The organism is Microbacterium sp. CFBP9034 (genome assembly GCF_034045255.1).
GTDB lineage: Bacteria > Actinomycetota > Actinomycetes > Actinomycetales > Microbacteriaceae > Microbacterium.
The window spans coordinates 602,605-629,472 of record NZ_JAXCWC010000002.1; the positions used below are offsets into that span (position 1 = coordinate 602,605).

The 26,868-nt window shown below is 69.7% G+C and carries 24 protein-coding genes; 16 read left to right on the top strand and 8 right to left on the bottom strand.

The window, feature by feature from the left end; genetic code table 11:
- The first annotated feature begins 46 nt into the window (after positions 1-46).
- The 8 genes from SOM19_RS14020 (at position 47) to SOM19_RS14055 (ending at position 9,043) form a co-directional block, all read left to right on the top strand.
- On the top strand, positions 47-1,126 hold the full coding sequence (locus SOM19_RS14020) for a winged helix DNA-binding domain-containing protein (RefSeq protein ID WP_320487216.1): 1,080 nt from the start codon (positions 47-49) through the stop codon (positions 1,124-1,126).
- A gap of 271 nt (positions 1,127-1,397) precedes the next feature.
- Complete coding sequence (rplJ, locus tag SOM19_RS14025; RefSeq protein ID WP_320487217.1) at positions 1,398-1,913, top strand: 50S ribosomal protein L10; 516 nt, start codon at positions 1,398-1,400, stop codon at positions 1,911-1,913.
- Between the two features lie 40 nt (positions 1,914-1,953).
- A complete protein-coding gene (gene rplL, locus SOM19_RS14030; RefSeq protein ID WP_320487218.1) occupies positions 1,954-2,340 on the top strand; it encodes a 50S ribosomal protein L7/L12 in 387 nt (128 codons plus the stop codon).
- A gap of 296 nt (positions 2,341-2,636) precedes the next feature.
- Positions 2,637-3,563: a carbohydrate ABC transporter permease gene (locus SOM19_RS14035; protein WP_320487219.1), complete on the top strand. Its 927-nt coding sequence runs from the start codon at positions 2,637-2,639 to the stop codon at positions 3,561-3,563.
- 7 nt (positions 3,564-3,570) lie between these two features.
- Positions 3,571-4,467 (top strand): carbohydrate ABC transporter permease, encoded by an 897-nt coding sequence (locus tag SOM19_RS14040; RefSeq protein ID WP_320487220.1) that lies wholly within the window; start codon positions 3,571-3,573, stop codon positions 4,465-4,467.
- 95 nt (positions 4,468-4,562) lie between these two features.
- Positions 4,563-5,894 carry an ABC transporter substrate-binding protein gene (locus SOM19_RS14045; protein WP_320487221.1) on the top strand — a complete coding sequence of 444 codons (1,332 nt, stop codon included), beginning with the start codon at positions 4,563-4,565 and terminating at the stop codon, positions 5,892-5,894.
- Between the two features lie 180 nt (positions 5,895-6,074).
- The gene (locus tag SOM19_RS14050; protein ID WP_320487222.1) at positions 6,075-7,931 is read left to right on the top strand and encodes a DUF6807 family protein; all 1,857 of its coding nucleotides are present in this window, start codon (positions 6,075-6,077) and stop codon (positions 7,929-7,931) included.
- Positions 7,928-9,043, top strand: a complete 1,116-nt coding sequence (locus SOM19_RS14055) for a Gfo/Idh/MocA family protein (RefSeq protein ID WP_320487223.1) — start codon at positions 7,928-7,930, stop codon at positions 9,041-9,043. The genes SOM19_RS14050 and SOM19_RS14055 overlap by 4 nt, the downstream gene beginning before the upstream one ends.
- Before the next feature lie 6 nt (positions 9,044-9,049).
- On the opposite strand, the gene SOM19_RS14060 is transcribed toward SOM19_RS14055, so the two are convergent.
- A complete protein-coding gene (locus SOM19_RS14060) occupies positions 9,050-10,087 on the bottom strand; it encodes a LacI family DNA-binding transcriptional regulator (protein WP_320487224.1) in 1,038 nt (345 codons plus the stop codon).
- Positions 10,088-10,326: 239 nt separating this feature from the next.
- Between SOM19_RS14060 and SOM19_RS14065 the strand changes: the two genes are divergently transcribed.
- The 4 genes from SOM19_RS14065 (at position 10,327) to SOM19_RS14080 (ending at position 16,644) form a co-directional block, all read left to right on the top strand.
- Positions 10,327-11,667, top strand: a complete 1,341-nt coding sequence (locus SOM19_RS14065; RefSeq protein ID WP_320487225.1) for an ABC transporter substrate-binding protein — start codon at positions 10,327-10,329, stop codon at positions 11,665-11,667.
- 112 nt (positions 11,668-11,779) lie between these two features.
- On the top strand, positions 11,780-13,135 hold the full coding sequence (locus SOM19_RS14070; RefSeq protein ID WP_414683658.1) for a carbohydrate ABC transporter permease: 1,356 nt from the start codon (positions 11,780-11,782) through the stop codon (positions 13,133-13,135).
- Complete coding sequence (locus SOM19_RS14075) at positions 13,132-14,106, top strand: carbohydrate ABC transporter permease (protein WP_320487226.1); 975 nt, start codon at positions 13,132-13,134, stop codon at positions 14,104-14,106. The genes SOM19_RS14070 and SOM19_RS14075 overlap by 4 nt, the downstream gene beginning before the upstream one ends.
- An 84-nt stretch (positions 14,107-14,190) precedes the next feature.
- The gene (locus SOM19_RS14080) at positions 14,191-16,644 is read left to right on the top strand and encodes an HAD-IC family P-type ATPase (protein ID WP_320487227.1); all 2,454 of its coding nucleotides are present in this window, start codon (positions 14,191-14,193) and stop codon (positions 16,642-16,644) included.
- Here SOM19_RS14080 and SOM19_RS14085 read toward each other — a convergent pair.
- From SOM19_RS14085 to SOM19_RS14095, 3 genes are read right to left on the bottom strand one after another with little or no spacing between them, the layout of a single operon-like run.
- Positions 16,627-17,049: a hypothetical protein gene (locus SOM19_RS14085; protein ID WP_320487228.1), complete on the bottom strand. Its 423-nt coding sequence runs from the start codon at positions 17,047-17,049 to the stop codon at positions 16,627-16,629. The genes SOM19_RS14080 and SOM19_RS14085 overlap by 18 nt on opposite strands.
- 31 nt (positions 17,050-17,080) lie before the next feature.
- Entirely contained in the window at positions 17,081-17,758 is a 678-nt protein-coding gene (locus SOM19_RS14090) for a DUF305 domain-containing protein (RefSeq protein WP_320487229.1), read from the bottom strand.
- A gap of 7 nt (positions 17,759-17,765) precedes the next feature.
- On the bottom strand, positions 17,766-18,485 hold the full coding sequence (locus tag SOM19_RS14095; RefSeq protein ID WP_320487230.1) for a DUF3105 domain-containing protein: 720 nt from the start codon (positions 18,483-18,485) through the stop codon (positions 17,766-17,768).
- Between the two features lie 309 nt (positions 18,486-18,794).
- Here SOM19_RS14095 and SOM19_RS14100 point away from each other — a divergent pair, with 309 nt between their 5' ends.
- Positions 18,795-20,147 (top strand): multidrug effflux MFS transporter, encoded by a 1,353-nt coding sequence (locus tag SOM19_RS14100; protein WP_320487231.1) that lies wholly within the window; start codon positions 18,795-18,797, stop codon positions 20,145-20,147.
- Position 20,148: 1 nt separating this feature from the next.
- On the opposite strand, the gene SOM19_RS14105 is transcribed toward SOM19_RS14100, so the two are convergent.
- Both SOM19_RS14105 and SOM19_RS14110 read right to left on the bottom strand, forming a co-directional pair.
- The gene (locus SOM19_RS14105) at positions 20,149-20,655 is read right to left on the bottom strand and encodes a nitroreductase family deazaflavin-dependent oxidoreductase (protein WP_320487232.1); all 507 of its coding nucleotides are present in this window, start codon (positions 20,653-20,655) and stop codon (positions 20,149-20,151) included.
- Positions 20,652-21,155, bottom strand: a complete 504-nt coding sequence (locus SOM19_RS14110; RefSeq protein ID WP_320487233.1) for a nitroreductase family deazaflavin-dependent oxidoreductase — start codon at positions 21,153-21,155, stop codon at positions 20,652-20,654. The genes SOM19_RS14105 and SOM19_RS14110 overlap by 4 nt, the downstream gene beginning before the upstream one ends.
- A gap of 88 nt (positions 21,156-21,243) precedes the next feature.
- Here SOM19_RS14110 and SOM19_RS14115 point away from each other — a divergent pair, with 88 nt between their 5' ends.
- The 3 genes from SOM19_RS14115 to SOM19_RS14125 are packed head-to-tail and all read left to right on the top strand — an operon-like array spanning position 21,244 to position 24,532.
- On the top strand, positions 21,244-21,906 hold the full coding sequence (locus SOM19_RS14115; RefSeq protein ID WP_320487234.1) for a phosphatase PAP2 family protein: 663 nt from the start codon (positions 21,244-21,246) through the stop codon (positions 21,904-21,906).
- A 4-nt stretch (positions 21,907-21,910) separates the two neighbouring features.
- A complete protein-coding gene (locus SOM19_RS14120; RefSeq protein WP_320487235.1) occupies positions 21,911-23,851 on the top strand; it encodes a helicase HerA-like domain-containing protein in 1,941 nt (646 codons plus the stop codon).
- Positions 23,852-23,902: 51 nt separating this feature from the next.
- Positions 23,903-24,532 carry a DUF305 domain-containing protein gene (locus SOM19_RS14125; protein ID WP_320487236.1) on the top strand — a complete coding sequence of 210 codons (630 nt, stop codon included), beginning with the start codon at positions 23,903-23,905 and terminating at the stop codon, positions 24,530-24,532.
- 13 nt (positions 24,533-24,545) lie between these two features.
- Here the strand turns inward: SOM19_RS14125 and SOM19_RS14130 are convergent, their stop codons facing one another.
- Complete coding sequence (locus tag SOM19_RS14130; protein ID WP_320487237.1) at positions 24,546-25,292, bottom strand: IclR family transcriptional regulator; 747 nt, start codon at positions 25,290-25,292, stop codon at positions 24,546-24,548.
- The gene (locus SOM19_RS14135; protein ID WP_320487238.1) at positions 25,289-26,728 is read right to left on the bottom strand and encodes an APC family permease; all 1,440 of its coding nucleotides are present in this window, start codon (positions 26,726-26,728) and stop codon (positions 25,289-25,291) included. Before SOM19_RS14135 ends, SOM19_RS14130 begins: the two co-directional genes overlap by 4 nt.
- Positions 26,729-26,868: the final 140 nt, after the last annotated feature.

The following is a 26,868-nucleotide window of genomic DNA, read 5'->3' on the forward strand; positions in this document are numbered from 1 at the left end:
CAGATGGGGAGCACCGCGCGTCGGAGGGGCGCGCCATGATGGACGGGTGGATATCGCGAGCGTCCGTGAGCGCAGGCTGCGGTCGCATCGGCTGAGCGCCCCCGCTCCGACGATCGCCGAGGCGGCGTCGCACATGCTCGCGACGCAGGCCCAGGAGTTCTGGGGCGGTCGCTGGGCGATCGCGTCGCGCACGCGAGGGCGCGTCACTGTCAGGGATGTCGACGCGGCGTTCGACCGCGGCGAGATCGTTCGGTCGTGGACGCAGCGCGGCACCATCCACCTGCTCCCCGCCCGCGACCTCGCCTGGGTGCTGTCGATCACGGGCGAGCGTCAGGCGCGGCAGGTCGCCGCCGTCCGCCGGGCCGAGAGCATCGACGATGCCGAGATGGCACGCGCCGAGCGGCTCGCGCGTGGGGCGCTGCGCGGCGGCAACCGCCTCACCCGCAAAGAGCTGTTCGACGTGTTCGAGGCGGGCGGGGTGAGCACCGCCCGGCAGCGCGGCTACCACCTGCTGGTGTCGCTGTCGCTGCCGGCGGTCATCTGCCAGGGGCCGGTGGTGCCCCGCGCCACCGGGCCCACCCGCGAGCAGTACCTGGTGCTCACCGAGGAGTGGGTGACGGATGCCGCGTCCCCGGCCGACCCGGTCGCGGAGCTGTTCTACCGCTACATCGCCTCGCACGGCCCGGCCGGCGCGCGGGACTTCGCCTGGTGGACGGGACTGCCCCTGGGCGTCTCGCGCGCGGCGGCGGGGGCGGCATCCGATCGCCTCGTCGTCGTCGACGATCAGCCGGAGCCGCTCTACGTGGCCGCCGGTGCCCCGCCACGGCGCACCCCGGGTGTTCCCGAGGTGCTCGCGCTGCCGCCGTTCGAGGAGTACTACCTCTCGTACGTCGATCGCACTGTGCCGTGCGCTCCGGAGTTCCTGAAGGCGATCGGTCCGAGCATGAACGGCATCGTGCGACCGCTCCTGATCGCGCGCGGCGAGGCCATCGGCGTATGGACCCATTCGGTCGCCGTCGGGCGTCACGCAGACTCGCCGATCCCCGAGCTGTTCTCGACGGATGCCGCGACCGACGCCGAGGTGGCCGCAGCGCTCGACCGGTACCGCGACTTCATCACGGCCTGATCCGCGCCGGCGGCGGCGATTTGGAGACGGGCGGGGCATCCCGTACTCTGGTGTACAGCCAAAGACCGCCGGTCATCGACGTGCGCGCAATCGCACGAGGATCGAAGCACTGCATCGCAGGGGCCCGCGCAGGTGTACGACATGATTCTCCTGAATCCAGCTCCGTGCGCTTGCGCCGGAGCTTTTTTGTTGCCGTGGTGAGAGCAGATGAGCGGATGTCGCGGCCGACGCCCCGCCATCGCGGAGCGTCTCGTACACACAAGGAGTGGCCATGGCGCAGAAGGATGCATCGGTCGCCGAGCTCACGAAGAATTTCGAGGACTCGACCGCCGTTCTGCTGACCGAGTACCGCGGTCTGACGGTTGCCCAGCTCAAGGAGCTGCGCAACAGCATTCGTCAGGACGCGGAATACGCCGTGGTGAAGAACACGCTGACGAAGATCGCGGCCAACAAGGCCGGGATCTCCTCCCTGGACGAGGACCTCAAGGGTCCCTCGGCCATCGCTTTCGTGCACGGTGACCCTGTCGCCGTCGCGAAGGGTCTGCGCGCCTTCGCCAAGGCACACCCTCTTCTCGTGATCAAGGGCGGCTACTTCGACGGTGCCCCCCTGAGCGCGGATGAGGTCAACAAGCTCGCTGACCTCGAGAGCCGTGAAGTCCTGCTGGCGAAGCTCGCCGGCGCGATGAAGGCCTCGCTGTTCGGCGCCGCCTATCTGTTCAACGCACCGCTGTCGAAGGCCGTTCGCACGGTCGACGCGCTGCGTGAGAAGCAGGAGTCCGCGGCCTGATAGGCCTCGGTAAAGCAAACCCCAATCAAGGAGATACATCATGGCAAAGCTCAGCACTGAGGAGCTGCTCGAGGCGTTCAAGGAGCTCACGCTCATCGAGCTCAGCGAGTTCGTGAAGAAGTTCGAGGAGACCTTCGAGGTCACCGCCGCTGCTCCGGTCGCCGTTGCCGGCCCGGCCGCCGCCGGTGCCGCCCCCGCCGAAGAGGCCGAGGAGCAGACGGCGTTCGACGTCGTGCTCGAGGCCGCTGGCGACAAGAAGATCCAGGTCATCAAGGTCGTCCGCGAGCTCACCTCGCTCGGCCTCGGCGAGGCCAAGGCCGTCGTCGACGGTGCCCCCAAGGCCGTGCTCGAGGGCGCGTCCAAGGAGGCCGCCGACAAGGCGAAGGCCGCTCTGGAAGAGGCCGGCGCGACGGTTACCCTCAAGTAATCACGCTGCTCTGAACGAAGGCCCCGGATGCTGGCATCCGGGGCCTTCGTCATGCCCGGACACCGCTCGCCCGAGGCCAGGATGGCGTTTTATGCGAATGCCCTTTCTCACGGTTTGATCACGGAAATGGGTTGATTTTCCGGTTCCCTGTTGCGCCCGCGCATCGGGGATGTTAGAAAAGAAAGCGCATTCCAGAAAGCGCATTCTCACATCGAAGAAGATGACCGGAGGACCACGGTGACGACGACGCACCGCCCCAGAACGCAGCCCCCGGGCCGCGTCCGCGGAGCCCGCGCATGAGCGCGCTGAGCGAGCTCGGCAAGCTCAAGACCGCCAAGGCGGGTGAGAAGAAGCAGAACAAGGTCGCCTATCTGTTCCTGCTCCCGTGGTTCGTCGGACTGCTGCTGATCACGGTCGGACCGATGGTCGCCTCCTTCGGCCTGTCGTTCACGCGGTACAACCTGCTGAGCCCGCCGAAGTGGATCGGCTTCCAGAACTTCGTCCGCATGTGGGAGGACGAGCGCCTCCACTCCGCGCTGCAGGTGACCTTCACGTACGTCTTCGTGTCGCTGCCGCTCCAGCTCGCCGCCGCGCTCTTCCTTGCGATCGTGCTCGATCGCGGACTGCGCGGGCTGGCGTTGTACCGCTCGGCGTTCTACCTGCCCTCGCTGCTCGGCGCGAGCGTCGCGATCGCCATCCTGTGGCGTCAGATCTTCGGGGTCGACGGCCTCGTGAATCAGGTGCTCGCCGTCTTCGGCATCCAGGGCCAGGGATGGATCTCCAACCCCGACACGGCGCTCGGCACCCTGATGATCCTGAACGTCTGGACCTTCGGCTCGCCCATGGTGATCTTCCTCGCCGGCCTGCGTCAGATCCCGACGATGTACTACGAGGCGGCCGCGGTCGACGGTGCGAGCCGGCGTCAGCAGCTCTTCCGCATCACCATTCCGCTGCTCACGCCGATCATCTTCTTCAACGCCGTGCTGCAGCTCATCGGCACCTTCCAGTCCTTCACCCAGGCGTACATCGTCTCGGGAGGGTCCGGCGGACCGGTCGACTCGACGCTCTTCTACACGCTGTATCTCTACGACCAGGGCTTCCGCAACTACAACATGGGCTACGCATCGGCCATGGCGTGGCTCCTGCTCGTGATCATCGGCATCCTCACCGTCCTGATGTTCTGGACCTCTAGGTATTGGGTTTTCTACGATGACCAGGATTGACGACCCCATGACGACTCCGCTCGCGACCGAGACCATCGTCACCGGCCGCCCCACCGTCCGACGGCGCAATCCGTTCCGCAGGCCCGCCACCAGCCTCGTGCGCCACGTGCTCCTGATCGCGCTGGCCCTGGCGATGCTCTATCCGGTGATCTGGATGGTCGTCAGCTCGCTGCGGCCCAACGACGAGATCTTCCGCGATCCGAGCATCGTGCCCGACAGCTTCGAGGTGTCGAACTACGTCGACGGCTGGAACGCCCTGGCGTTCCCGTTCAACGTCTACATGTGGAACTCGGCGCTGATCGTGATCGGCTGCATCATCGGCAACCTGGTGTCGTGCTCGCTCGCCGCCTATGCATTCGCCCGCCTGCACTTCAGCGGCAAGCGCTTCTGGTTCGCCGTGATGCTGCTGAGCATCATGCTCCCCATCCACGTGATCATCGTGCCGCAGTACGTGCTGTTCTCGCAGCTCGGCTGGATCAACACCTTCCTGCCGCTGATCGTGCCGAAGCTCCTCGCCACGGACGCGTTCTTCATCTTCCTGATGGTGCAGTTCATCCGCGGCATCCCGAAGGAGCTGGACGAGGCGGCGCGGATCGACGGCGCCGGTCACCCGCGCATCTTCCTGCAGATCATCCTGCCGCTCATGGTGCCGGCGCTCGCGACGACGGCGATCTTCACGTTCATCTGGACGTGGAACGACTTCTTCTCGCAGCTGATCTTCCTCACCAAACCCGAGCTCTACACCGTCCCTCTGGCGCTGCGGTCCTTCGAGGACGCGCAGAGCACGACCAACTACGCCCAGATGTTCGCGATGAGCGTGGTCTCGCTCATCCCCATCTTCCTGATCTTCCTGTTCGGCCAGAAGTTCCTCATCAAGGGGATCGCGACCACGGGAATCAAGTGACGACCACGTCACCGCACGCTTCGCGGGCCCTCCCGGACCCACCCTTATCACACGCACCAACCCACAACCCGACTTCGGTCGAAAGGATGCAAGACATGCGACGCACCAGAACCGCACACCGCTGGTTGCTGTTCACCGCTGTCGGCGCAGCGACGACGCTGGCGCTGACGGCGTGCGCGGGGTCATCGGAGACCCCCAGCACCGCACCCACGCTGTCCGACGAGCCCGTGACGCTCAGCTTCACGTGGTGGGGCAACGATGTCCGTCACGAGATCACCGAGGAGCTCATCGCGGCGTTCGAGGCGGAGAACGAGAACATCACCATCGAGCCGCAGTACACCGACTGGGCCGGCTACTGGGACAAGCTGGCGACGACGGTCGCCGCCGGCGATGCCCCGGACATCATCCAGATGGACGAGAAGCAGCTCTCGACCTACGCCGCCAACGGCGTGCTGCTCGACCTGAGCGCGCTGGGTACGGCGCTGCCGACGGACGACTTCCCGGAGCCCGTGCTCGCCACCGGCGCGCTCGACGGCGTGCAGTACGGCGTGCCCGTCGGCATCAACAGCTACACGATCATGGCGAACCAGGACCTCCTCGAGGGGTTCGGCATCGAGCTGCCCGACGACGAGACCTGGTCGTGGGACGACTTCGCCGAGCTCGCGGTCCAGGTGACCGAGGCCAGCGGCGGCGAGGTCGTCGGCTCGCAGTCGTGGGGCTTCGAGGACGGCGGCCTCAACAACTGGCTCCGTCAGCACGGCGAATCGCTCTACAACACCGACGGCGAGGTCGCGGCGAGCGAAGAGGTCGTGCAGAGCTGGTGGGAGTTCCTCCTCGAGGTGACCGAGGCAGGCGGCACGCCCGACCCGTCCGCCACCATCGAGCGTGAATCGGCTGGCCTCGCCGAGTCGTTCACGGCCACGAACCAGTCGGCCTTCGGCCCGTGGTGGTCGAACCAGGTCGCCGCCCTTCGCGAGGCGAGCGGTCAGCACCTCGTGCCGCTCATGGTCCCGACCCCCGACGCGGGCGCGGACGCCTCGGCCTACTACAAGCCGTCGATGTTCTGGTCGGCCTCGGCCAAGACCGAGCACCCCGGTGAGGTCGCGCTCTTCATCGACTGGCTCTCCAACAGCGAAGAGGCCGCCGACATCCTGCTGGCCGAGCGCGGAGTGCCGGCGAACGAGAAGATCCGTGAGTACATCACACCCGAGCTCGCCGAGGTCGACCAGGAGGTCGTCGAGTTCCTCGCCGAGATCGAGCCCCGCATCGGCGATGCCCCGCCGGCGACTCCTCCGGGCGGCGGAGCGATCGAGACGATCATCGACCAGCACACCCAGAAGGTGCTGTTCGGCGACATGACGCCGGCCGATGCGGCGGCGAGCTTCCTCGCCGAGCTGCAGCTGGCGCTCGACGACGCAGCCATCTAGCCGACGTGCGGGCCTCGGCATCCCCCCGGGTCGAGGCCCGAACGTTCCCCAGACCGCACGGGGCCGGATCGAAGTGATGAGGGGTCCGGCCCCGGGCGGCACCGAGCCGGGAGGGCGCGAATGCGACCCTCCACGCTCAGCCACGCCCATGATTGACACAGGAAGCACCAGGAGGCCCTCTTGACCGAGGTCACGTCGCGCCCGATCACGATGGCGCAGGTCGCGCAGCACGCCGGCGTTTCGCAGGCGTCGGTCTCGCGCGTCCTCAACGGTGTCGCCACCGTCGATCCCGCGATCGTCGCGAAGGTCAATCGGGCCGTCGCCGCGCTGAACTACTCGCCGAGCGAAGCCGCGCGCAGCCTGGTGCGGGGGAGCAGCCACACCATCGCGCTGCTCGTGCCCGACCTCGAGAACCCCATGTTCCAGGGCGTGCTCAAGGGGCTGACGGTCGCCGCGGCCCGCGACGGGTATCGGGTGCTCGTGGCCGACAGCGCCGAAGCGGTCGGGGTCGAGGCCGAGATCGCCGTCGAGGCGCGCAGCAAGTGCGACGCCCTCGTGCTCGTCTCGCCGCGCATGCCCGACAGCGAGCTCAAGGACCTCATCCAGCGCACCACTCCCGTGGTGGTCGTCAACCGCCGTGTCGACGACAGCCCGGCCGCGCAGCTCGCAGTGGACTACGGCACCGCGGTCAAGGAGCTCGGCGTCCATCTGCGCGGCTTCGGTCACCGCCGGATCGCCTACGTCGCCGGGCCGCCGCTCAGCTACGCGAACGAGCAGCGCGCACTCGGGCTGGGCGAGCTCGCCCGGGAGTACCCCGACCTCGAGTTCCTCACCATCACCGCCGGATCGAGCATGGAGGCCGGGTACGACGCAGCCGATGCCGTGCTCGAGACCGGCGCGACGGCCGCGATCGCCTTCAACGATCTCGTCGCACTCGGCCTGCTCTCCCGGCTGGGCGAGATGGGCGTCGAGGTGCCCGAGCAGCTCTCCGTCGTCGGCATCGACGACATCCCCCAGTCCCGATTCGCCGCCCCTCCGCTCACGACGATGTCGGTGCCGCGGATCGAGATCGGACGGCAGGCTTGGAATCGCATGCGTCAAGCGCTGGAAGGCGAGAGCGCCGACCACCCCCTGTTCTACCGGCCGGTCCTCGTGGCGCGGCGCAGCTCCGGACCGGCGTCGCACGCCAGCGGCTGGGTCGGACCCGCCCGCCCGGTGCTGCGGCTGGGCTCGACCGTCGTCGCCCAGTACGAGGAGGGCGCGACGGTGGACTCCGTGCTGTCGCCCCGACCTTTCCTCGACAACGTGGTGTCGCGCGCCGGAACGCCGCTCTCGGTGACCGAGCCGACCGACCACCCGCACCACCTGGGCGTGAGCCTCGCGATCGCGGACGTCAACGGCACGTCGTACTGGGGCGGGCGCACCTACGTGCGCGGCGAGGGCTCGATCATGGTGCCCAACCACGGACGCCAGCGTCGCGACCGGCTGCACATCGACGGGCACTCGCTCGACGAGCGCCTGAGCTGGGTCGACCACCAGGGCACCACGCAGCTCGTCGAGGTGCGCGAGCTCCACTCGGCCGAGCTCGAGAACGGGTGGGCCCTGCGCTGGCGCAGTCACCTCAAGGCGACGATGGATGCCATCACCTTCGGCTCCCCGGCCACCAACGGCCGCGACGGGGCGGGCTACGGCGGGATCTTCTGGCGGTTCGCGCCCGAGATCGCACGGGTCTTCAGCCCCGCAGGCGACACCGAGCGGGACGTCCACGGCGCCGCGACCCCGTGGCTCGCGTTCGCCTTCCCCGAGCGGGGCACGACCGTCGTGCTGGCCCAGGGGGAGCAGCAGCTGCCCTGGTTCGTGCGCTACGCGGAGTACCTCGGCGCCGGACCGTCGATCGCCTGGGACCAGCCGCGCACGATCCCCGAGGGCGGGGAGCTGAACCTCGAGCTCACCGCGTTCGTCCTCGACGAGGAGCTCGACGGCGCCGCGGCGGTGGAACGCGCGCTCCCGTCGCTTCGCGCCCAGGCGGGACTGTGAGCGGTCCGCTCCGCGTCGGCATCGCCGGCGTCCACGGGCACGGGCGGAGTCACGTCGACGCTGCGCTCGCTCTCGGCGACGCGGTCGAGCTCGTGGCCGTCGCCGATCCCCGCGGCGGCGGGGACGTGCCGCCGGGGGTGCGCGTGTTCACGGATGCGGGAACCATGCTCGACGCCGGCGACCTCGACATCGCGATCTTCAGCACGCCGATCCCCACGCACGCCGACCTCGCCGTGCAGGCCCTCGAGGCGGGTGCTCACGTGCTGCTCGAGAAGCCTCCGGTGGTCTCGATCGCCGAGCACGCGCGAGTGGATGCCGCGGCCCGGGCCGCCGACCGCTCGGTGCAGGTCGGCTTCCAGTCGCTCGCGAGCGCCGGGGTCGCCGCGGCCCGCCAGATGGCGACCTCGGGGGAGATCGGCGAGCTGGAGCACGTCGGGGCCGTCGGCCTGTGGTCGCGCTCCGAGGAGTACTGGCGACGAAGCGCCTGGGCGGGTCGCCGCCACGCCGCCGACGGGGCAGTGGTCGCCGACGGCGCGGTGACCAATCCGCTCGCGCATGCCGTCGCCACCGCGCTCGCGATCGCCGGCGCCCGCACACCGGATGACGTGCGCGGCATCCGCACCGATCTTCGCCGAGCGAACGACATCGACACCGACGACACGTCATCGCTCGTCATCGATCTCGCCGCCGGCGGGCGCATCGCCGCCGCACTCAGCGTGACCGCGCCGCGGCGGCATGAGCCGTACGTGCTGCTGCGCGGGTCTCGCGGCCACGCGCTCTACTTCTACACGCTCGACCTGCTGCAGGTGCATCGCGCGGGTGCCGCACTGCCGCAGACCTTCGCGTTCACCCGGGTGGGGCTCCTCGCCGACCTCGTGGCGCACGCCCGTCACGGCACGCCGCTCGCGGTCCCGCTGGCCGACACCGGAGCGTTCACGCGAGTGCTCGAAGAGGTGGTGGCGTCGCCGGCGCCGCGGGCCGCGGCATCCGCTCATGTCTCGATCGAGAACCGCGACGGCGAGACGTTCCGGATCGTCCGAGGGATCGAGGAGTGGTCCGAGCGCGTGGCGTGGGAGGCCGCCACCTTCAGCGAGCTCGGCGCTCCCTGGTAGCGGCCGTCAGCGTCCGACGCCCACGATGGCCGATGCGGCGTCGTCGATGGCGGCGGTGGAGCTGCGCACGATGAGAGGCGAGGACTCGTAGATGCGGTGGGTCGGGGCATCCGGATCGTCGAGCTGCCACATCAGCAGCTGGACGGCCGCGCGTCCCTGCTGGTGCGGCTTCTGCTGGAGCGTCGTGAGGGAGAACATCTCGGCGTAGGCGTGGTCGTCGATGCCGACGACGCTGAACTGATCGGGAACGCGGATGCCGAGCCGCCGCGCCGCGATGACAGCTCCCACGGCGACCTCGTCGCACACGCCGACGATCGCGGTGGGCCGGGTCTGCCGGTCGCCGAGCAGCTCGACCGCCGCGCCGTAGCCGCCGGGCATCGTCACCTCAGAGGGCGAGTGGCGAGCGGATGCCGCGAGCCCGGCATCGTGCATCGCCGCGAGGTAGCCGTCGAGCCGCTGCCGGTCGCCGTAGCTGGTCCGGCGCCCGTCGGGGTCACCGCCGACGAACGTGATCTCCCGATGACCGAGGCCCAGGAGGTGCTCGGTCGCGATCCGCCCGGCCGCGCGATCGTCGATCGACACCGCGTTGGTTCCCACGTCGTAGCCGCCGACGCTCACCACGGGCTTGCCGAACTCGACGAGGCGCTCGAGCTCGTGCGCGCTCGGCTCGATGCCCACCGCGATGAGGCCGTCGAACCGCTTGCGGGCGAGGAAGTGCTCGAACATCTGGCGCCGCGCGCCGGAGTCGGGCTGTGCGCCGTACAGGGCGAGATCGTAGCGGCGCTCGAGCAGGGCGTCCTGGATGCCCTCGAGGACGTGCGCGAAGAACCACCGGTCGAGCGTGGGAACGACCACGCCGACGGTCTGGGTGCGACCGGTGACGAGGTTCACCGCACTCGTGGTGGGAACGTAGCCGAGGTCTGCCGCGGCCTTCTGCACGCGCGTCCGCGTCTCCTCGGAGACATAGCCCGCACCGGTGAGGGCGCGACTCGCGGTGGACTTGGACACACCCGCGGCGCGCGCGACATCGGCGATGCCCGCCATCGACCCTCCTCGGCAGTCAGACGGCTCCACGAGCGCATCGGCGATTTTGTGGAACCGGTTCCTGGCACATTGTGCCGTGTGGCCGGGTGCGGCGCCAGTGCGATTGCCGTGTTTACCGAGTTGTGATCAACGGCGATTGTGTCGTCACCGTGCATCCCCTACCGTGAACATGGAATCGGTTCCCGATGTTCTCGCCGTCGCCATGCATGGGCTCGGCGGAACTTGATGAGGAGGCACTAATGACTGCAATGCGATCGCCGGGGCGGCGCCATCTGTTCGCCGCACTCGGAGTGACGGCCGTCGCGACCCTGGCACTCGCGGGGTGCGCCGAGGGCGGGGGAGACGAAGGCGACGACGGCAACATCGAAGGGGAGACCGTCAGCATCTCGGGCGGCATCACCGGCATCGAAGCCGAGAATATGCAGAAGTCGTTCGACCAGTTCACCGAGGAGACCGGCGTCATCGTCGAGTACACGGGCGACAAGGCGTTCGAGGGCAACATCGTCACGAAGGTCCAGGGCGGCGACGCACCTGACATCGGAATCGTGCCGCAGCCCGGTCTGCTGAAGACGCTCGTCGGCACCGGCGAGGTCAAGGCCGCCCCGGCCGAGGTCGAGGCGAACGTCGACGAGAACTGGTCGCCTGACTGGAAGGCCTACGGCACCGTCGACGACGTGTTCTACGCCGCGCCGATGCTCGCCAACATCAAGGGCTACGTCTGGTACTCGCCGGCGCAGTTCGAGGAATGGGGCGTCGAGGTTCCGACCACGTGGGACGAGCTGCTCGACCTGACGGCCACGATCCAGGAAGCGACCGGCAGCGCACCGTGGTGCGCGGGCTTCGAGTCCGAGGCCGCCTCCGGCTGGCCCGGCACCGACTGGATCGAGGACCTCGTCCTCCGCCAGTCCGGCCCCGAGGTCTACGACCAGTGGGTCGCCAACGAGGTCGAGTTCACCGACCCGCAGATCAAGGAGGCGTTCGACGCGGTCGGCGAGATCCTGCTGAACCCGGACTACGTCAACGCCGGGTACGGCGACGTCGCGAGCATCAACTCGACGGCATTCGGTGACGTCGCGGCGAAGGTCGCCGACGGCAGCTGCCCGATGACGCACCAGGCGTCGTTCCTCTCGGCGAACTTCCTCGACGTGCAGACGGCGGACGGAGCGACGCCTGACGTCGCCCCCGACGGAGACGTCTACGCGTTCGTGCTTCCGGGCTACGACGAGGGTGCGGCGACCATCGAGGTCGGCGGCGAGTTCGTCACGGCGTTCTCGGACGACGCGGCGACGCAGGCCGTGCTCGAGTACATGTCGACGCCGGAGTGGGCTGACACGCGCGTGGAGCTGGGTGGAAACATCTCGGCGAACCTCAATGCCGACCCGAGCCTCGCGTCGAGCGAGTTCCTCACGGAGGCCATGACGCTGCTGCAGGACCCGAACACCACGGTCCGCTTCGACGCCTCGGACCTGATGCCGTCCACGGTCGGCTCGGGCTCGTTCTGGCGCGGCATGCAGGACTGGATCGACGGCAAGGACACCGCAACCGTCCTGGAGGACATCCAGGCCGGCTACGAGAACTGAGCGAAAGCTCATTCGGGCAGGGGCCGCTCGCCGTCGCGGGCGGCCCCTCCCACCCCGGCCGAGGCGCTCGACGCGCGGCCACGGAGTCCGATGAAGCACTCGGAAGGCATCCATGACCGATACAACGAAGGTGTCCCAGGCGGCTGAACCCGCCCCGACCGGCACCGAAGCGTCCGCGGCCAAGCAGGCCGCACTCTCGCGCCGACGACGGACCACGGTCCTCGTCACCACGATCGGCTTCATCCTCGTGGCGGCGCTCTTCCTCTTCATGATCACGCGCCCGCCGGTCGAAGGCGCCCGGCCGACCACGCTGGGCTTCTCGCTCAACAGCTTCTTCCGATGGCTGGGCGACATGGGCCCGATCGTCCAGATCCCCGTCGTCCTGATCGTCTTCGGGGCGCTCGTGGGGCTCATCCTCCTCCTCATCGAGTACGCGCCGCGTCCGGGGAAGTTCTACTTCTGGCTGCGGCTCGTCACGTGCTTCGCCATCCCGGTGCTGGCGTTCATGCTGCTGCGGCCGTACCAGAATGCCGTCATCTACGTGCTCGGCATCGCGGTGCTCCTCGGGGCCATCCTGTTCTGGGCCGACTCGCGGGCGCGCGAGGGCACGGGGCACCTCTACCAGCTGCTGCTGTTCGCCGCACCGGCGTTCACGCTGCTCCTCATCGGCCTCGTCTACCCGGCGATCGCGACGATCATCCAGTCGTTCTTCGACAAGACGGGGCAGAACTTCGTCGGCCTCGAGAACTACGTCTGGACGTTCACCAACCCGCAGGGCTTCTGGTCCGTCATCAACTCGATCATCTGGGTGCTGCTGGCGCCGACGATCGCCACCACGATCGGACTCGCCTACGCCGTGTTCATCGACCGCGCCCGCGGCGAGAAGACGCTGAAGATCCTGATCTTCATGCCGTTCGCGATCTCGTTCGTCGGTGCGGGCATCATCTGGAAGTTCATGTACGACTTCCGCCAGGGCGACCAGATCGGGCTGCTCAACGCGATCGTCACGGCGTTCGGATTCCCACCGGTGCCGTGGCTCACCATCGAGCCGCTCGTGAACACGTTCCTGCTCCTGGTCGTTTTCATCTGGAGCCAGACCGGTCTCGCGATGGTGATCCTCTCCGCCGCGGTCAAGGCGGTCCCGACCGAGCAGATCGAGGCGGCTTCGCTCGACGGCGCCAGCGCCTGGCAGCGGTTCCGCAACGTCACGGTGCCGGGCATCCGCTCGTCCCTCGTCGTGGTGGTCACGACGATCGCCATCGGCGCGCTGAAGGTGTACGACATCGTCGCCACCATGACCGGCGGACGCAACGACTCGACGGTGCTCGCGTTCGAGATGGTCAACCAGCAGCAGCGGTTCCAGAGCTACGGGCACTCGGCGGCGCTCGCCGTCGTGCTGTTCATCTTCGTGATCCCGCTGATCGTGTTCAACGTGGTGCAGATGCGGAAGCAGAGGGAGATCCGATGACCATCGAGGTTATTGAGCCGATCCCGGGCGGCGCCCCCACGGCGCGGCAGGTCGCGCGAGAGACGCGCAAGCACGAGAAGCTGGCGCAGAAGCGGCTGTCGTCGAAGGGGGCGACGATCGCGGCCGTCGTGATCGCCTTCTTCTGGACCATCCCGACCTTCGGCCTGCTCGTCACGTCGTTCCGCCCCGGCGCAGACACCCAGTCGACGGGCTGGTGGACGGTGTTCACCGACCCGGAGTTCACCCTGGAGAACTACCGGCTGGCACTGACGTCCGGCGGCACGACCCTGACTCTGGCGGAGTCGTTCCTCAACTCGCTGGCGATCACCATCCCGGTGGCCTTCTTCGCGCTCGCCGTGGCGTCGATGCTCGCTTACGCGTTCGCGTGGATCGACTTCAAAGGCAAGTACATTCTGTTCATCGGCGTCTTCGCGCTGCAGATCCTGCCGCTCCAGATGGCGCTCGTCCCGCTGCTGAGCCTGTTCTCCCGCGGTCTCACGATCAACGGCGTGACGATCTTCCCGGGCTTCGACATGAGCGATGTCGACCACAGTTTCGCGACGCTCTGGATCGCCCACACGATCTTCGCCCTGCCGCTGGCGGTGTTCCTGCTGCACAACTTCATCGCGGAGATCCCCTCCGAGGTGATCGAGGCGGCCAAGGTCGACGGCGCCGGGCACGGTCAGGTGTTCTTCCGGATCATCATCCCGCTCGCCGCGCCGGCGCTGGCGTCGTTCGCGGTGCTGCAGTTCATCTGGGTGTGGAACGACCTGCTCGTCGCGACGATCTTCGCGCCGTCGTCATCGCTGCCGATGACCCAGTCGCTGGCCTCTCTGTCGGGAACCTGGGGCAACCAGTGGTTCCTGCAGTCGGCCGGAACCTTCCTGTCGATCCTCGTGCCGCTGATCGTGTTCTTCGCCCTGCAGCGCTTCTTCGTCAGGGGTCTGCTGGCGGGCGCCACGAAGGGCTGACCGATCGAGACGCGACGCGGCGCACGGACCGGGGGGCACGTGCGCCGCGTCGAGTCTGCGGGCGGACATCGTTAGCCTCTGAAGATGGATGCCGCGACCGACGTCTCGTCCCCGACTGCCGAGATCGATCCTGCGCTCGGGCTGTCCGCGGCCGATGTCGCCGAGCGCATCGCGGACGGGCGCACGAACTCGTTCACGCCCGACACCAGCCGGAGCGTCTGGAACATCGTGCGGGCCAACGTGTTCACGCTGTTCAACGGCATCGTCTTCGCCTGCTTCTTCGTGCTGTTCGTGCTCGGTCGCTGGCAGGACGCGCTCTTCGGGCTCGCGGCCTTCGCGAACTCGATCATCGGGTGCGTGCAGGAGTTCCGCGCCAAGGCCGCGCTCGACCGCCTCGCGCTGCTGAACGCACCGGTGGCGCGCGTCCGGCGCTCGGCGCAGGAGATCGAGGTCGCACCGGTCGACGTCGTGGCCGACGACATCCTCGTGCTGCGTGCAGGCGATCAGGTGCCGGCGGACGCCGTGGTCGTCGTCTCGCGTGCACTCCAGATCGACGAGTCGATGCTCACGGGCGAGTCCGACGCCGTGGACAAGAAGCCCGGAGACGACGCGCTCTCTGGTTCGATCGTCGTTTCGGGCGAGGGCGCGGCGCAGGCGACCCGCGTCGGCGCCGACTCGTACGCCAACCGGTTCGCCGGTGAGGCGAAGCGCTTCTCGCTCGTCGCGTCGGAGGTGCGCGGCTCGGTGAACCGGGTCCTCAAGTGGATGAGCTGGATCATCGGCCCGGTGGGCCTCCTCGTCCTCAATGCCCAGATGATCGTCGCCGGCGGCTGGGCGGGCGCGTGGGAGAGCGGCGAGTGGGTGCAGGCGGTCGTGAACACGATCGCCGCCCTCACCGCGATGATCCCGCTGGGGCTGGTGCTCATGACCTCGATCACCTTCGCGGTCGGCGCGGCCAAGCTGGCCGCGAAGCAGGTGCTGGTCAACGAGCTGCCGGCCGTCGAAGGGCTCGCTCGCGTCGACGTCATCTGCCTCGACAAGACCGGCACGCTGACGGCCGGCGAAATCGAGTTCGATGCGATGCACGCGATGACGGATCCCGCACCCGGTGTCGAGAGGGTGCTCGGGTGGTACGGAGCCGCCCCCGACGCGAATGCCACCGCCCGGTGCCTGCGCGAGCCGTTCCCGGCGCCGGAGACCCTCGACGCGGCAGCGTACATCGCCTTCTCGTCCGCCCGGAAATGGAGCGCGGTCTCGTTCGCCTCCGAAGCGCCCGGGACCTGGGTTCTGGGAGCCCCGGAGATGGTGTTCGGCGACGAGGCATCCGACCCGTCCACCGAGCTGGGCGCGGTCGTCGTCGGTCTCGCCTCCTCCGGTCGCCGCACCCTCGTGCTGGCGCACTCCACCGTCCTCCTGGACAGCGAGGACGTGGACGCCGAGCGGCTGCCGGCCGGTCTCGTCCCCGCAGTCGTCGTGACCTTCCGCGAGCAGGTGCGGCCGGATGCCGCGCAGACACTGGCTTACTTCCGAGAGCAGGGCGTCGGCATCCGTGTGATCTCCGGCGACAATCCCCGGACGGTCGCCGCCATCGCACGCGAGGTCGGCCTCGACGCTCCGGAGGGCTTCGACGCTCGCCGGCTCCCCGAGGACGACATCGAGCTCGCGGACATCCTCGAGGAGAACACGGTGTTCGGCCGGGTGACGCCGGAGCAGAAGAAGCGCATGGTCGTCGCGCTGCAGAGCAGGGGGCACATCGTCGCGATGACGGGTGACGGTGTCAACGACGCCCTGGCGATCAAGACCGCCGACATCGGCATCGCGATGAACTCCGGCGCCGCGGCGACCAAGGCCGTCGCGCGGCTCGTGCTGCTCGACGGCCGCTTCTCGCACCTGCCTGACGTGGTGTCGGAGGGGCGCCAGGTCATCGCGAACATCGAGCGGGTGTCGATGCTCTTCCTCAACAAGACCGTGTATGCGACGGTGCTCGCCGTCCTGTTCGGCGTGCTCGTGCTCGAGTTCCCCTTCCTGCCGAGGCAGCTGTCGATCACCGACGGCCTGACCATCGGCATCCCGGCGTTCTTCCTCGCCCTTCTGCCGAACACCCAGCGGTACGTCCCGGGCTTCCTGAAGCGCTCACTCGTGTTCGCGATCCCCGCCGGCACCGTGATCGCGGTGGCGCTGACGCTGTACACGCTCGGCGCGATGTCGCTGGGCGTCGAGGAGGACGAGCTCCGCACCGGCACCACGATCATCCTGTCCATCGTCGGCATCTGGGTGCTCACGGTGCTCTCGCGTCCGATCACCCGCTTCAAGGTGCTGGTGATCGGGGCCATGTTCGTGGCCCTCCTCGCCGTCTTCACCGTGCCGCTGCTGACGGACTTCTTCGTTCTGGTCGATCCGGGCGAGGACGCGGCCGTGCTGATCGCGGTCGTCACCGCGGCGACGATCGGCGCGATCGAGATCGTGCGCTTCTTCCACCGACGCTACGTCGACCGGTCGATGACCGCCGCCGTCAACGCCTCACGCGGCCGGGCCTGAGTCCTTCGCGAAGTATCGCGACCCCGGCGGAGTCCACATCGCCGCCACCATGAGCGCCGCGAGGACGAGCTGCACGATGGCGCTCCAGTCCCAGCCGTCGGTGGTCACGATCGTGGCGACGTGAAGCAGCGCGAGGATGCCGAGGTACACCGTCGCGAGCACGCGTGAGAGCGCACTGCCGCGCGCGAGCCCCGAGGCCATCGCGATGAGAAGGAGGCCGAAGAGGATGACGGCGGCGCCGAGCAGCGAGGTGGGCAGCACCGCAGCACGCTGCACGTCGTAGCGACTCAGGAGGACGAGGACGCCGACGACCACGGCGGCCAGCGCGCTCACGTAGACCAGCACCACTGTGGCGGTCACCACCACCGGACGCCGCATCGGCGCGGCGGCGGGAGTGTCGGTCACGCGATCACTGTAGCGGTGAGCGGATGCGCGGTCAGCCGCCGCAGCCGAGCCGCGCCTGCATCGACTCCATGGCGTCGATCTCGGCGGTCTGGCCGTCCTTGATGGACTGGGCGACCTGGAGCGCGCGGGGGTCGGTGCCGAGCTCGAGGAGGGCCTCGGCCATCGGGATGGCACCCTCGTGGTGGCGGATCATGAGCTCAAGGAAGAGACAGTCGGCCTCCTGGCCGGTGGCCTCCTGGAGAGCGGCGATCTCATCGGCCGATGCCATGCCCATCGCCTCGCGGGCCTCATCGTCGGTGAGGGGCTCGCCGTCGGTGCCGCCGTGCGCGTGCTCGTCACCCGCGGCGCTCATCCACTCCATCATCGGCTCGCCCGACTGCGGCAGGCCCCACTGCACGAGCCAGTCGAACATCTCGCCGCGCTGGCCGGCCTGGCCGGTGGCGATGTCGTATGAAAGCACCCGGAGCTCGGAGTCCTCCGTCTTGCGATAGATCTCCATCGCCATCTCGATCGCCTGCGCATGGTGCACCTGCATGTCGCGTGAGAACCCGGCCTCGGGCGAGGTCGTTCCCGGGGCGCTGCCCTGGCTCGACGCGCCGAACGTGGAGAACCGGCCGATCGCGAACGCCAGCGCGGCGATGCCGAGGAGGACGAGGACGATCACCCACCAGCGCCGCGCGGGCGCGCCGGGTGCCGCCTCGTCGCTCACGACGGGCTCAGTTCCGCTTGCCGGGCGCGTCGAGCGCGCCGGTGCAGGCCGCGTTCGGCTCGGGAACGTCGGCGCTGCGCCAGTACTCCTCGAAGAACTCCCCGATGCGCTCGTCCTCGGCCGAGTCGACCTTGAGCTGGTGGTTCCAGTTGGTGACGGCGATCGGAGCGTCGAGGCCCTCGTACGGCGACAGCACGACGTACGTCGAGGGCAGCTGCGCCTCGAGCGTGCTGAGCTCGTCGCCCGAGACCTCGGCCGGGTCGTACGTCACCCAGACGGCGCCGTGCTCGAGCGAGTGGACGGCGTTCTCGTTGGGGACCTGCTGGTCGTAGATGCCGCAGTTGAGCCAGACGGCGTTGTGCGGGCCGCCGGTGGGGGGCGACTGCTCGTACTCCACGGCGCCCTCGACGTGCTGCGTCTCGTTCTCGTAGGTCTCGACGCCCTCGATCTCGACGCCCTCGCCACCGGGCGTGTACGCCTTCGGGGGAGCGGGGGCGAAGACGATCGATGCCACGATCAGGCCGATGATGACGACCGCGGCCGTCACGCCGACGACCCACCACACGAGCTTGCTGCGGCGACGCTTCGCCAGCTGCTTCTGGTACTCGGCCAGCTTCTCCTGGCGCTTCTGCTCGCGCTGCTGCTTGACCGTGAGGGCGATCTCGGCCTGCTTGGCGGGGTTGCCGCTCGCGCGCTTGTCGGCGGGGCTCGGGGGTGTCGGGGTCATGTACGTGATCTCGGCTCGGGCACCCGGCACGACGCGACGGCGGTGATGCGGGTAGGGGCAAGGACACCGCAATCCTATGCGAGCGCATGCGGGCCAGGACTGGGAAGGCGCCGACAGCACGCCGCGACTCTGCCCGACACGGGACGGATGCCGCTTCGGACCGCATTTCGGGCAGGGGCGAGGCATCCGGTATCATGGTTCTCGAATCGATTCGATGAATCGTCCCACGAACCCCCACACCACTCTGCGCGCCTGAGCCGGCTTCCTCCGAGCCGACGCGTCCGCCATGCCGCCGAAACGAAGTGCACGTTGCTCGATACCGCCTCCATCCCCACTCAGCGCCCGTCGGACGCCGCCCCCGTCACCCGTCCGCTGCCCTCCGCGACGGGTGCCATCCGCACGCTCGGATCCAACCCCGCGACGGCGCCGATCGTCCTCCACCCCGGCGACTCGATCACGCACCGCCGCCGTGTGCTGTACATCATCCTGCTCGGCGCTCTCACGGCCCTCGGGCCCTTCACGATCGACCTCTACCTGCCCGCGTTCCCCGTGCTGCAGTCGGAGTTCTCGACCACCGCGGCGGCCATCCAGCTCACGCTCACGGGCACGATGATCGGCTTCGCCCTCGGGCAGCTCATCGTCGGCCCGCTCAGCGACAAGGTCGGCCGGCGCGCCCCGCTGCTCATCGTCACCGCACTGCACGTCGTCGCGAGCATCTCCGCCGCCCTCGCCCCGAACCTCGAGCTGCTCTCGGTCGCACGCGTCTTCATGGGCGCCGGGGCTGCCGCCGGCGGTGTCGTGGCCGCGGCGATCGTGCGCGACCTCTTCGGTGGGCGCCGTCTCGTCGTGATGCTCTCGCGGCTCGCGCTGGTGTCGGGCGTCGCGCCCGTGCTCGCCCCGCTGGTGGGCTCCGCGCTCCTGCTGTTCATGCCGTGGCGCGGGATCTTCGTCGTGCTCGGCATCTACGGCAGCATCATGCTGATCGCCGCGTCGATCTTCATCCCGGAGACGCTTCCGCGTGCGCGGCGCCACGAGATGGGCTCGACGACGGTCTGGCAGCGCTACCGGAGCGTCTTCACCGACCGGGTCTTCATCGGCGTGCTCATCATCGGAGGGATGACGTTCAGCGGACTGTTCTCGTACCTCTCGTCGTCGTCGTTCCTGTTCCAGGGCGAGTACGGCTTCGACGCCCAGCAGTACGGGCTGCTGTTCGCCGCGAACTCGCTCGGCGTCGTGCTCGGCGTGCAGGCCGCCTCGCGGCTCGCGGCCCGCTTCGGACCCCAGTGGGTGCTCGCGTGGTCGACCGGCGTGCTCGTGGTCGCGGCATCCGCCATCATCGTCACCGACCAGCTCGGACTCGGGCTGTGGGGCACCGTCGTGCCGCTGTTCTTCTTCATGACCGCGTGCGGCTTCACCTTCCCCTGCGTGCAGGTGCTCGCGCTCGACCGCCACGGCAAGGCGGCCGGAACGGCCCAGTCGATCATCGGGGCGAGCAACTTCGGCGTCGCCGGGATCATCTCGCCGCTCGTCGGCTGGCTGGCGGTCGGCTCGGGCATCACGGCCACGACGATGGCGTCGGTCATGGTCGGCTGCGCTGTCATCGGCGTGCTGGCCCTGTGGCTGATCGTGCGCCCGCGCACGGTCGCGCGGCTCGCGCCCTGACTCAGGGTTCTGGCGTGCCGCCGCGGCGGACCGGCTGCAGCAGGAACAGCCGCGCTGTGCGCCCGGAGTCGTGCTCGTACTGCCGGTAGTCGGGCCACTGCGCCTCCATGATCGCCCAGGTGGCGTCACGGTCGGCGTCCGGGATGAGCGTGGCCCGCACCGCCATGCGGCGACCGCGGACGGTGATCTCGGCATCCGGATGCGCGAGCAGGTTCGCCGTCCACGCCGGGTGCCGCGCGCCCGCCCAGTTGGTCCCCGCGACGATCGCCCGTCCGGCGCCGTCGGCGGTGTACATCAGCGGGGCGTCGCGCGGCTCGCCCGACTTGGCGCCGATGGTGTGAAGGGTGAGCGAGGGGACGAGGAAGGCCGTCAGCTGCACGCGTCCGCGCGAGACGCGGGCGACGAAGCGCTCGAGCGGCGGGAGCGCCGTCGTCGCGAAGCGCCGGAACCAGCCGGTGCGGCTGATCGGGGCGAGCGCGATGCGCAGGACATCGCCCGCCCGAATCATGCGCCGCCCCGGACGCGGACGGGCTGCAGGCGGAACAGTGCGACCGTGCGACCGGACTCGCGCTCGTAATTGCGGTACCCCGGCCACTGCCGCTCGATGCGCGACCACACCGCGTCGCGCTCGTCGTCGGGCACCGGGTGGGCATGGACGAGCAGGCGGCGGCCGCGCACCGTGATCTCGGCATCGGGGTGAGCGCGAAGATTGGCCACCCACGCCGGATGCCGCTCCCCGGCGAAGTTCGTGCCCGCGACGATGGCGCGTCCCTGGCCGTCGGGACAGTACATCAGCGGGGCCTCGCGGGGCTCGCCGGACTTGGCCCCGACCGTGTGGAGCACCAGCGAGGGCACCAGCAGGCCGCTGACCTGCACGCGGCCGCGCGTCACCATCGACACGAAGCGTTCCACGGGCGGGAGCAGGAGCGGCCCGAGGAACCGGCGGAACACCCGGGTGCGGGTGAGTGGTGAGATGACGGCACGGACGACATCGACGGCACGGGGCATGCCGCAATCCTCCACCCGGGAGGCCCTCAAGCCGCCACTCCACGAGTCGCGCTCCCGGATTCGGCGTCCAGCCGGGCAGAATAGGGCGATGAACGACCAGAGAACGGCGAGTGTCCGAACCGCGATGAGGGATCTCATCGCCGGCCTGGCGCTCGTCGCGCTCTCCTGCGGCCTTGGGCTGTGGATCTTCTCGAAGGGCGACACGCCCTTCGCGGTCGACGTCTGGTGGAACGGCGTGGTCGCCGGCTGGTGGAACCCGATCCTCACGGCCGTCTCGCAGGCGATGAACTGGGTGGGCGGTGGCTGGGTCGCCGTCCTCGTGGTGCCCATCGGCGGCGCAATCGCCCTGGTGGTGCTGCGACGCCCGTGGGCGGCCGCCTACTTCCTCACGGCCCAGGCGGCCTCCGCGGCCGGCGTGCAGGTGCTCAAGCACCTGTTCGGTCGCGTCCGGCCCGAGGACATCATCGTCGTGTCGGACTACGGCTCCTACCCGTCGGGGCACGTGGCCAACGCCACGACACTCGCGGTGACCGCGGTCGTGATCTTCCCCCGTCTGTGGGTCGCGATCGTCGGCGCCGCGTGGGTGCTGCTGATGGCTTTCAGCCGCACCTATCTGCATGCCCACTGGCTCAGCGACACGCTCGGCGGCGCCCTCATCGGCGCGGGCACGGCGCTCCTGATCGCCGCCATCTTCGCCGTGCCGATGGCGCGTGAGCAGACCCGTGTCTTGGAAAGGGCGTCGGTAGGCTGAGCGCATGACCGCGCCCGAGACGCCCGATCCCGCTGTCGCCGCCGCTGAGGCCGAGCTCGCACGGCTCACCGCCGAGGCTGAGGCCGCCGAAGCGCAGCTCCGGGCCGCGCAGGCCCGCGCAGCGCTCGCGACCGCACAGGCCGAGGCCGCGAAGGCCAAGGCGGGCGGTGCGGGGTCGGGCGACGACGGGCCGGCTCCCGACGCACACCTCGCTGAAGCTCCGATCGCCCCGGCGCCGGCCACCGAGGCGCGGGAGGCGGAAGCACCCGCCGTCGCTCCCGCGGCTCCGCTTCCCGCGGAGGCGCCGGCCACGGCGTCCGGCCCGCTCGATGACGACGCGGTGGCTGCGATCGTCAAGGGCTACACGTTCGAGGCCGAGACCCTCGACCTCGGGGCGCTTCTCAACGGCGACCCGGTGCCGTCCGCCCAGGTGCGGATTCCGCTCGGCATGATGAACCGGCACGGGCTCGTGGCCGGCGCGACGGGCACCGGCAAGACCCGCACTCTGCAGGGCCTCGCCGAGCAGCTCGCCGCGAAGGGCGTGCCGGTGTTCGCCGCCGACATCAAGGGCGATCTGTCCGGCGTCGCGACGCCCGGCGAGGCGAATGAGAAGCTCCTCGCCCGCACTCGGGGGATCGGTCAGGACTGGAAGGCCGAGGCATCCGTCACCGACTACTTCGCCCTCGGCGGGATCGGCAAGGGCGTGCCGGTGCGGGCGACCGTCTCGGGCTTCGGCCCGCTGCTGCTGAGCAAGGTGCTGGGGCTCAACGAGACGCAGGAGTCGAGCCTCGGCCTGGTGTTCCACTACGCCGACCAGCAGGGTCTCGCGCTCGTCGACCTCGCGGACCTGCGCGCCGTGCTCACGTATCTGACCGGCGACGAGGGCAAGGCCGAGCTGAAGGAGCTCGGCGGGCTCTCCGCCGCGACGGCGGGCGTGATCCTGCGCGAGCTCATCACGTTCGCCGACGAGGGCGCCGACGTCTTCTTCGGCGAGCCGGAGTTCGAGGTCGGCGACTTCCTGCGCACGGCATCCGACGGGCGCGGAGTGATCAGCCTCCTCGAGGTGCCGGGCGTCGTCGACAAGCCCGCGCTGTTCTCCACGTTCCTCATGTACCTGCTGGCCGAGCTGTTCGAGATCCTCCCGGAGGTCGGCGACCTCGACAAGCCGAAGCTGGTGTTCTTCTTCGACGAGGCCCACCTGCTGTTCAAGGACGCGTCCAAGGACTTCCTGTCGGCCATCGTGCAGACCGTGCGCCTCATCCGGTCGAAGGGTGTCGGCGTCTTCTTCGTGACGCAGACGCCGAAGGATGTCCCCTCCGACGTGCTGGCCCAGCTCGGATCCCGCGTGCAGCACGCCCTCCGTGCCTTCACTCCCGACGACGCCAAGGCGCTGCGAGCCACCGTGGGCACGTACCCGAAGTCGGGCTACGACCTCGAGCGGGTGCTGCAGGAGCTCGGGACCGGCGAGGCGATCGTCACCGTGATGAGCGAGAAGGGCGCACCGACGCCGGTGGCCTGGACACGTCTGCGCGCCCCGCAGGGCCTGATGTCGCCCACGCCCGACCCGCAGATCGAAGCGACGGTGAAGGCCTCGCCGCTGCTGGCCAAGTACGGCACGGCGATCGACCGCGAGTCGGCCCGTGAGATCCTCACCGCGAAGATGAAGGCGGCCGACGACGCCGCGGCGGCCGCGGATGCCGCGCTCGCGAAGGCGAAGGCGGATGCCGAGTACGCCAAGCAGCAGGCGGCCATCGACAAGGCCAAGGCGGCAGAGGACCGGAAGGCGCAGCAGGAGTACGACCGCCTGCTGAAGAAGACCCAGGGCACGACCCGGACATCGCGCAGCGCCCAGAAGTCGCCGATCGAGCAGATCCTGGGCTCCAAGGCCACGCAGACTATCCTCGGGGGAGTCATCCGCGGGATCTTCGGGACCGGGCGCCGCTGATCCCCCAGGCGCTCGGCCGGAACCCCGGGGTTTCCCGATCGGAGTCGTCTCGTGCGCATCGCTGTGGCAGCCGTGGGCGTCGTCGTCGCCGTGGCGGCCGCCACGGGTGCGGTGGCGCTCGCGATCACCGCAGCGGCGACCGGTGAGCGGACCCCCACGGTCTTGGCCTCCGCGCCGGGCAGCGCGTCCGCCGAGCCGGTGTCGGAGTCGGATTTCTGCTTCGTGGAGTCGATGATCTTCTACCGCGTCGAAGCCGTCGAGATCGGCAACGTGGTGCTCGACACCGAGGGCATCACGGCCGAGACGCGCGAGCGGGCGGCCGCGATCGTCGCCGAACAGTCGGCGCAGGTCGACGATCTGCGGGAGTGGTACATCTCGTGGGGGTCGGCCAAGCCGCTGGAGCGTCCCGACGAAGGGCCGTGCGCGGCGCACGGGGCTCACGCGGACATGCCGGGCATCCCGACCTGGGGACAGCGCACCGACCTCTCGAACGGATCCGGCGCCGAGGCCGAGGAGCTCTACCTGAGCCTCATGCCGGCAATGAACGCCGGAGTGATCGACCTGGCCGCGACCACGACCGCCGCCGATGCGCACAGCCTCGTGCGCGCCGCCGCCGAGGACGCCATCGCGCAGGCCGAGCGCGATACCGAGCTGCTCCGAGCTGTCGCGACCGGGCCCTGACGCTCCGCCCGGGTCACCAGCCCCGAAGCGGCTCCAGCCCGGCCAGCGCGTCGGCGCCGGCGCGCAGCGCGTGCACGTGCCGGGCGGCGACCGAGAGGCGTGAGATCGACGTCGAGAGCGTGAGTGCTCCGATGGCCTCGGAGTGCTCGTTGTGCACCGGCACCGCCAGGCAGCCGCGGTCGGGGGAGAGCATCGCCACCTGCTCGGTGTACCCGCGTACCGTGTAGGCGCCCGCGATCGCGCGGAGATCCTCGGCCGAGGGCCGGGCTCGCCATCGCGGGGCGCGCGGCGCGTCGCGATCCGGGTGGCCGAGCAACCACAGGTGCCCGATCGCGGATCGCGTCGGATCGCCGAGCAGCGTCGCCGGATCCGAGAGGGGATGCCGGGCGTCCTCGTCGAGGATGGTCAATCCTGCGCTGTGGAAGCCGAACAGATGCACGGCCTCGCCCGTCTCCCGCCTCAGCTGCTCGACGACGGGCGCATGCGCCGGCCGGCGGTGGGCGTCCACCACGGCGGCGAGCTCGAGCACGCGTGCCCCGAGGAGGAACCCGGAGAAGTCCGCACGGCGAACGAGATACTCGTCGCGCACGAGCGAGTTCACGATGCGGTAGACCGTCGCCCGCGGCGCGCCGACCGCGCGGGCGATGTCGGCGGCTGTGGAGCCCTCGTCGTGACGCGCCACCTGCTCGAGGATCTCGAGCGCGAGGCCGAGACCCTTCTCCGGCAGCCGTGCGCCGGGCGTGGTCCCCTGCGTGCTCACGCGCGTCCCGACCCGTCGATGCAGTCGGCATCCACGGGCCAGTCGTGCACGCCGACGCGTGAGGCGAGGCCGGGATGCCGCGCCAGGCGGACCGCCCCGGCGGCGACGACAGCGGCCAGGATCGCCCCTGCCCAGGCGAGGCCGACCGGATTGTCGCGCATGGTCGAGGCGAGGTAGAAGCCCAGGATCGCCAGGAGTCCCGCCAGCGGAGCCGCGGCCAGCAGCACCGCGCGGAGGGTGATCTCGCCGATCCGCGCGAGGAACACCGGCGCCGCGAGGCAGACCAGAGCGTAGGCGAGCACGAACCCGATGATCGAGGCGGGCGACGTGACCATGCGCAGGTCCTGCCGGGTGCCGCCGAACGCGTAGACGGCAACCGGGACGGCGACGACGAACGCGGAGAGGAGCATCCCGCCGACCGCCGGAACACCGTGCCGAGAGGCGCGTCCGAACCGCTCCGGCAGCACTCCCTCGCGACTCATCGCGAACGCCAGCCTCGCGGCCGCGCTGGTCATGGCGAGAGCGCAGGCCAGGAAGGAGATCGCCACGATGAGGTCGATGAGCCAGGCGAGTCCGGTGACGCTCGCGAGGGAGGCCTCTCCCGGCTGCTCCGCGATGATCGACAGCTGGGCGGCGGTGCCGACGAGCATGACCAGCCCGGTCGCGCCGACGCTGAACAGGATGGCACGCGGCACGGCGGCGAAGGGGCGTCGGGTCTCGGGTCCGAGGGAGACTCCGCTCTCGAATCCGACGAAACCGATGAGCGAGAAGGCCACCCCGGTGATCACCGCCTCCACGGACACGTGGGAGGGATCGGGCAGCAGGATCGCGAGGTCCCACTGCGTCGCACTCAGCGCCGCGATCGACAGCGCCAGCACGGTCAGCACGGCGATCGACTCCAGCACCAGCAGCACGCGGGTCGATATCCGCAGGCCGCGGGCGATCACGAAGGCGATGACGCCACCGACGACGAGCATCACCCCGGCGATGGCCCACGGCGGCGCCTCGGCGTTCCCCGTGGCGAGCTGTGCGATCCGCGTGGCGCCCGCGCTCAGGGTGTTCATCGCGATCGCGAGGTAGCCGATGCCCAGCGCGCTGCCGGTCAGGAGCCCGACGTGCGCGCCCAGGCCACGGGCGGCGAACGTGTACAGCGATCCCGTGCTCGACACTCGCCGCGCGAACATGCCGATCACGAGCGCCACGCCCACGACCAGGGTGATGGTGACCGCGATGTCGAAGAAGGCGAAGGAGCCGCTCCGGGCGTAGAGGGCCCCCGGGTGGATGAGCAGCACGCCGGCGGGCGCGGTCGCGGCGACGGACTGCGCCACGACGTCGACCGTGCGGGCATGTCGCCTCCGCAGCCCCGCGAACGGCGAGCTGCGGCCGAGGTCGGTCCGCGGCCGACCCTGCCTGATGGCGTCCGCCAATGCGCTCACACGACCTCCTGACTCCGCCGACACGGCGTGCGGTGAGGCTACCGAGCCTGGATTGCGCGGCGCGTCGGTTCGTGTTTCCGGCTCGTGACGCGGGCCGGGACGCCGAGGAGCGAATGGCCGGTTCGTGTCTCAACGGGTTT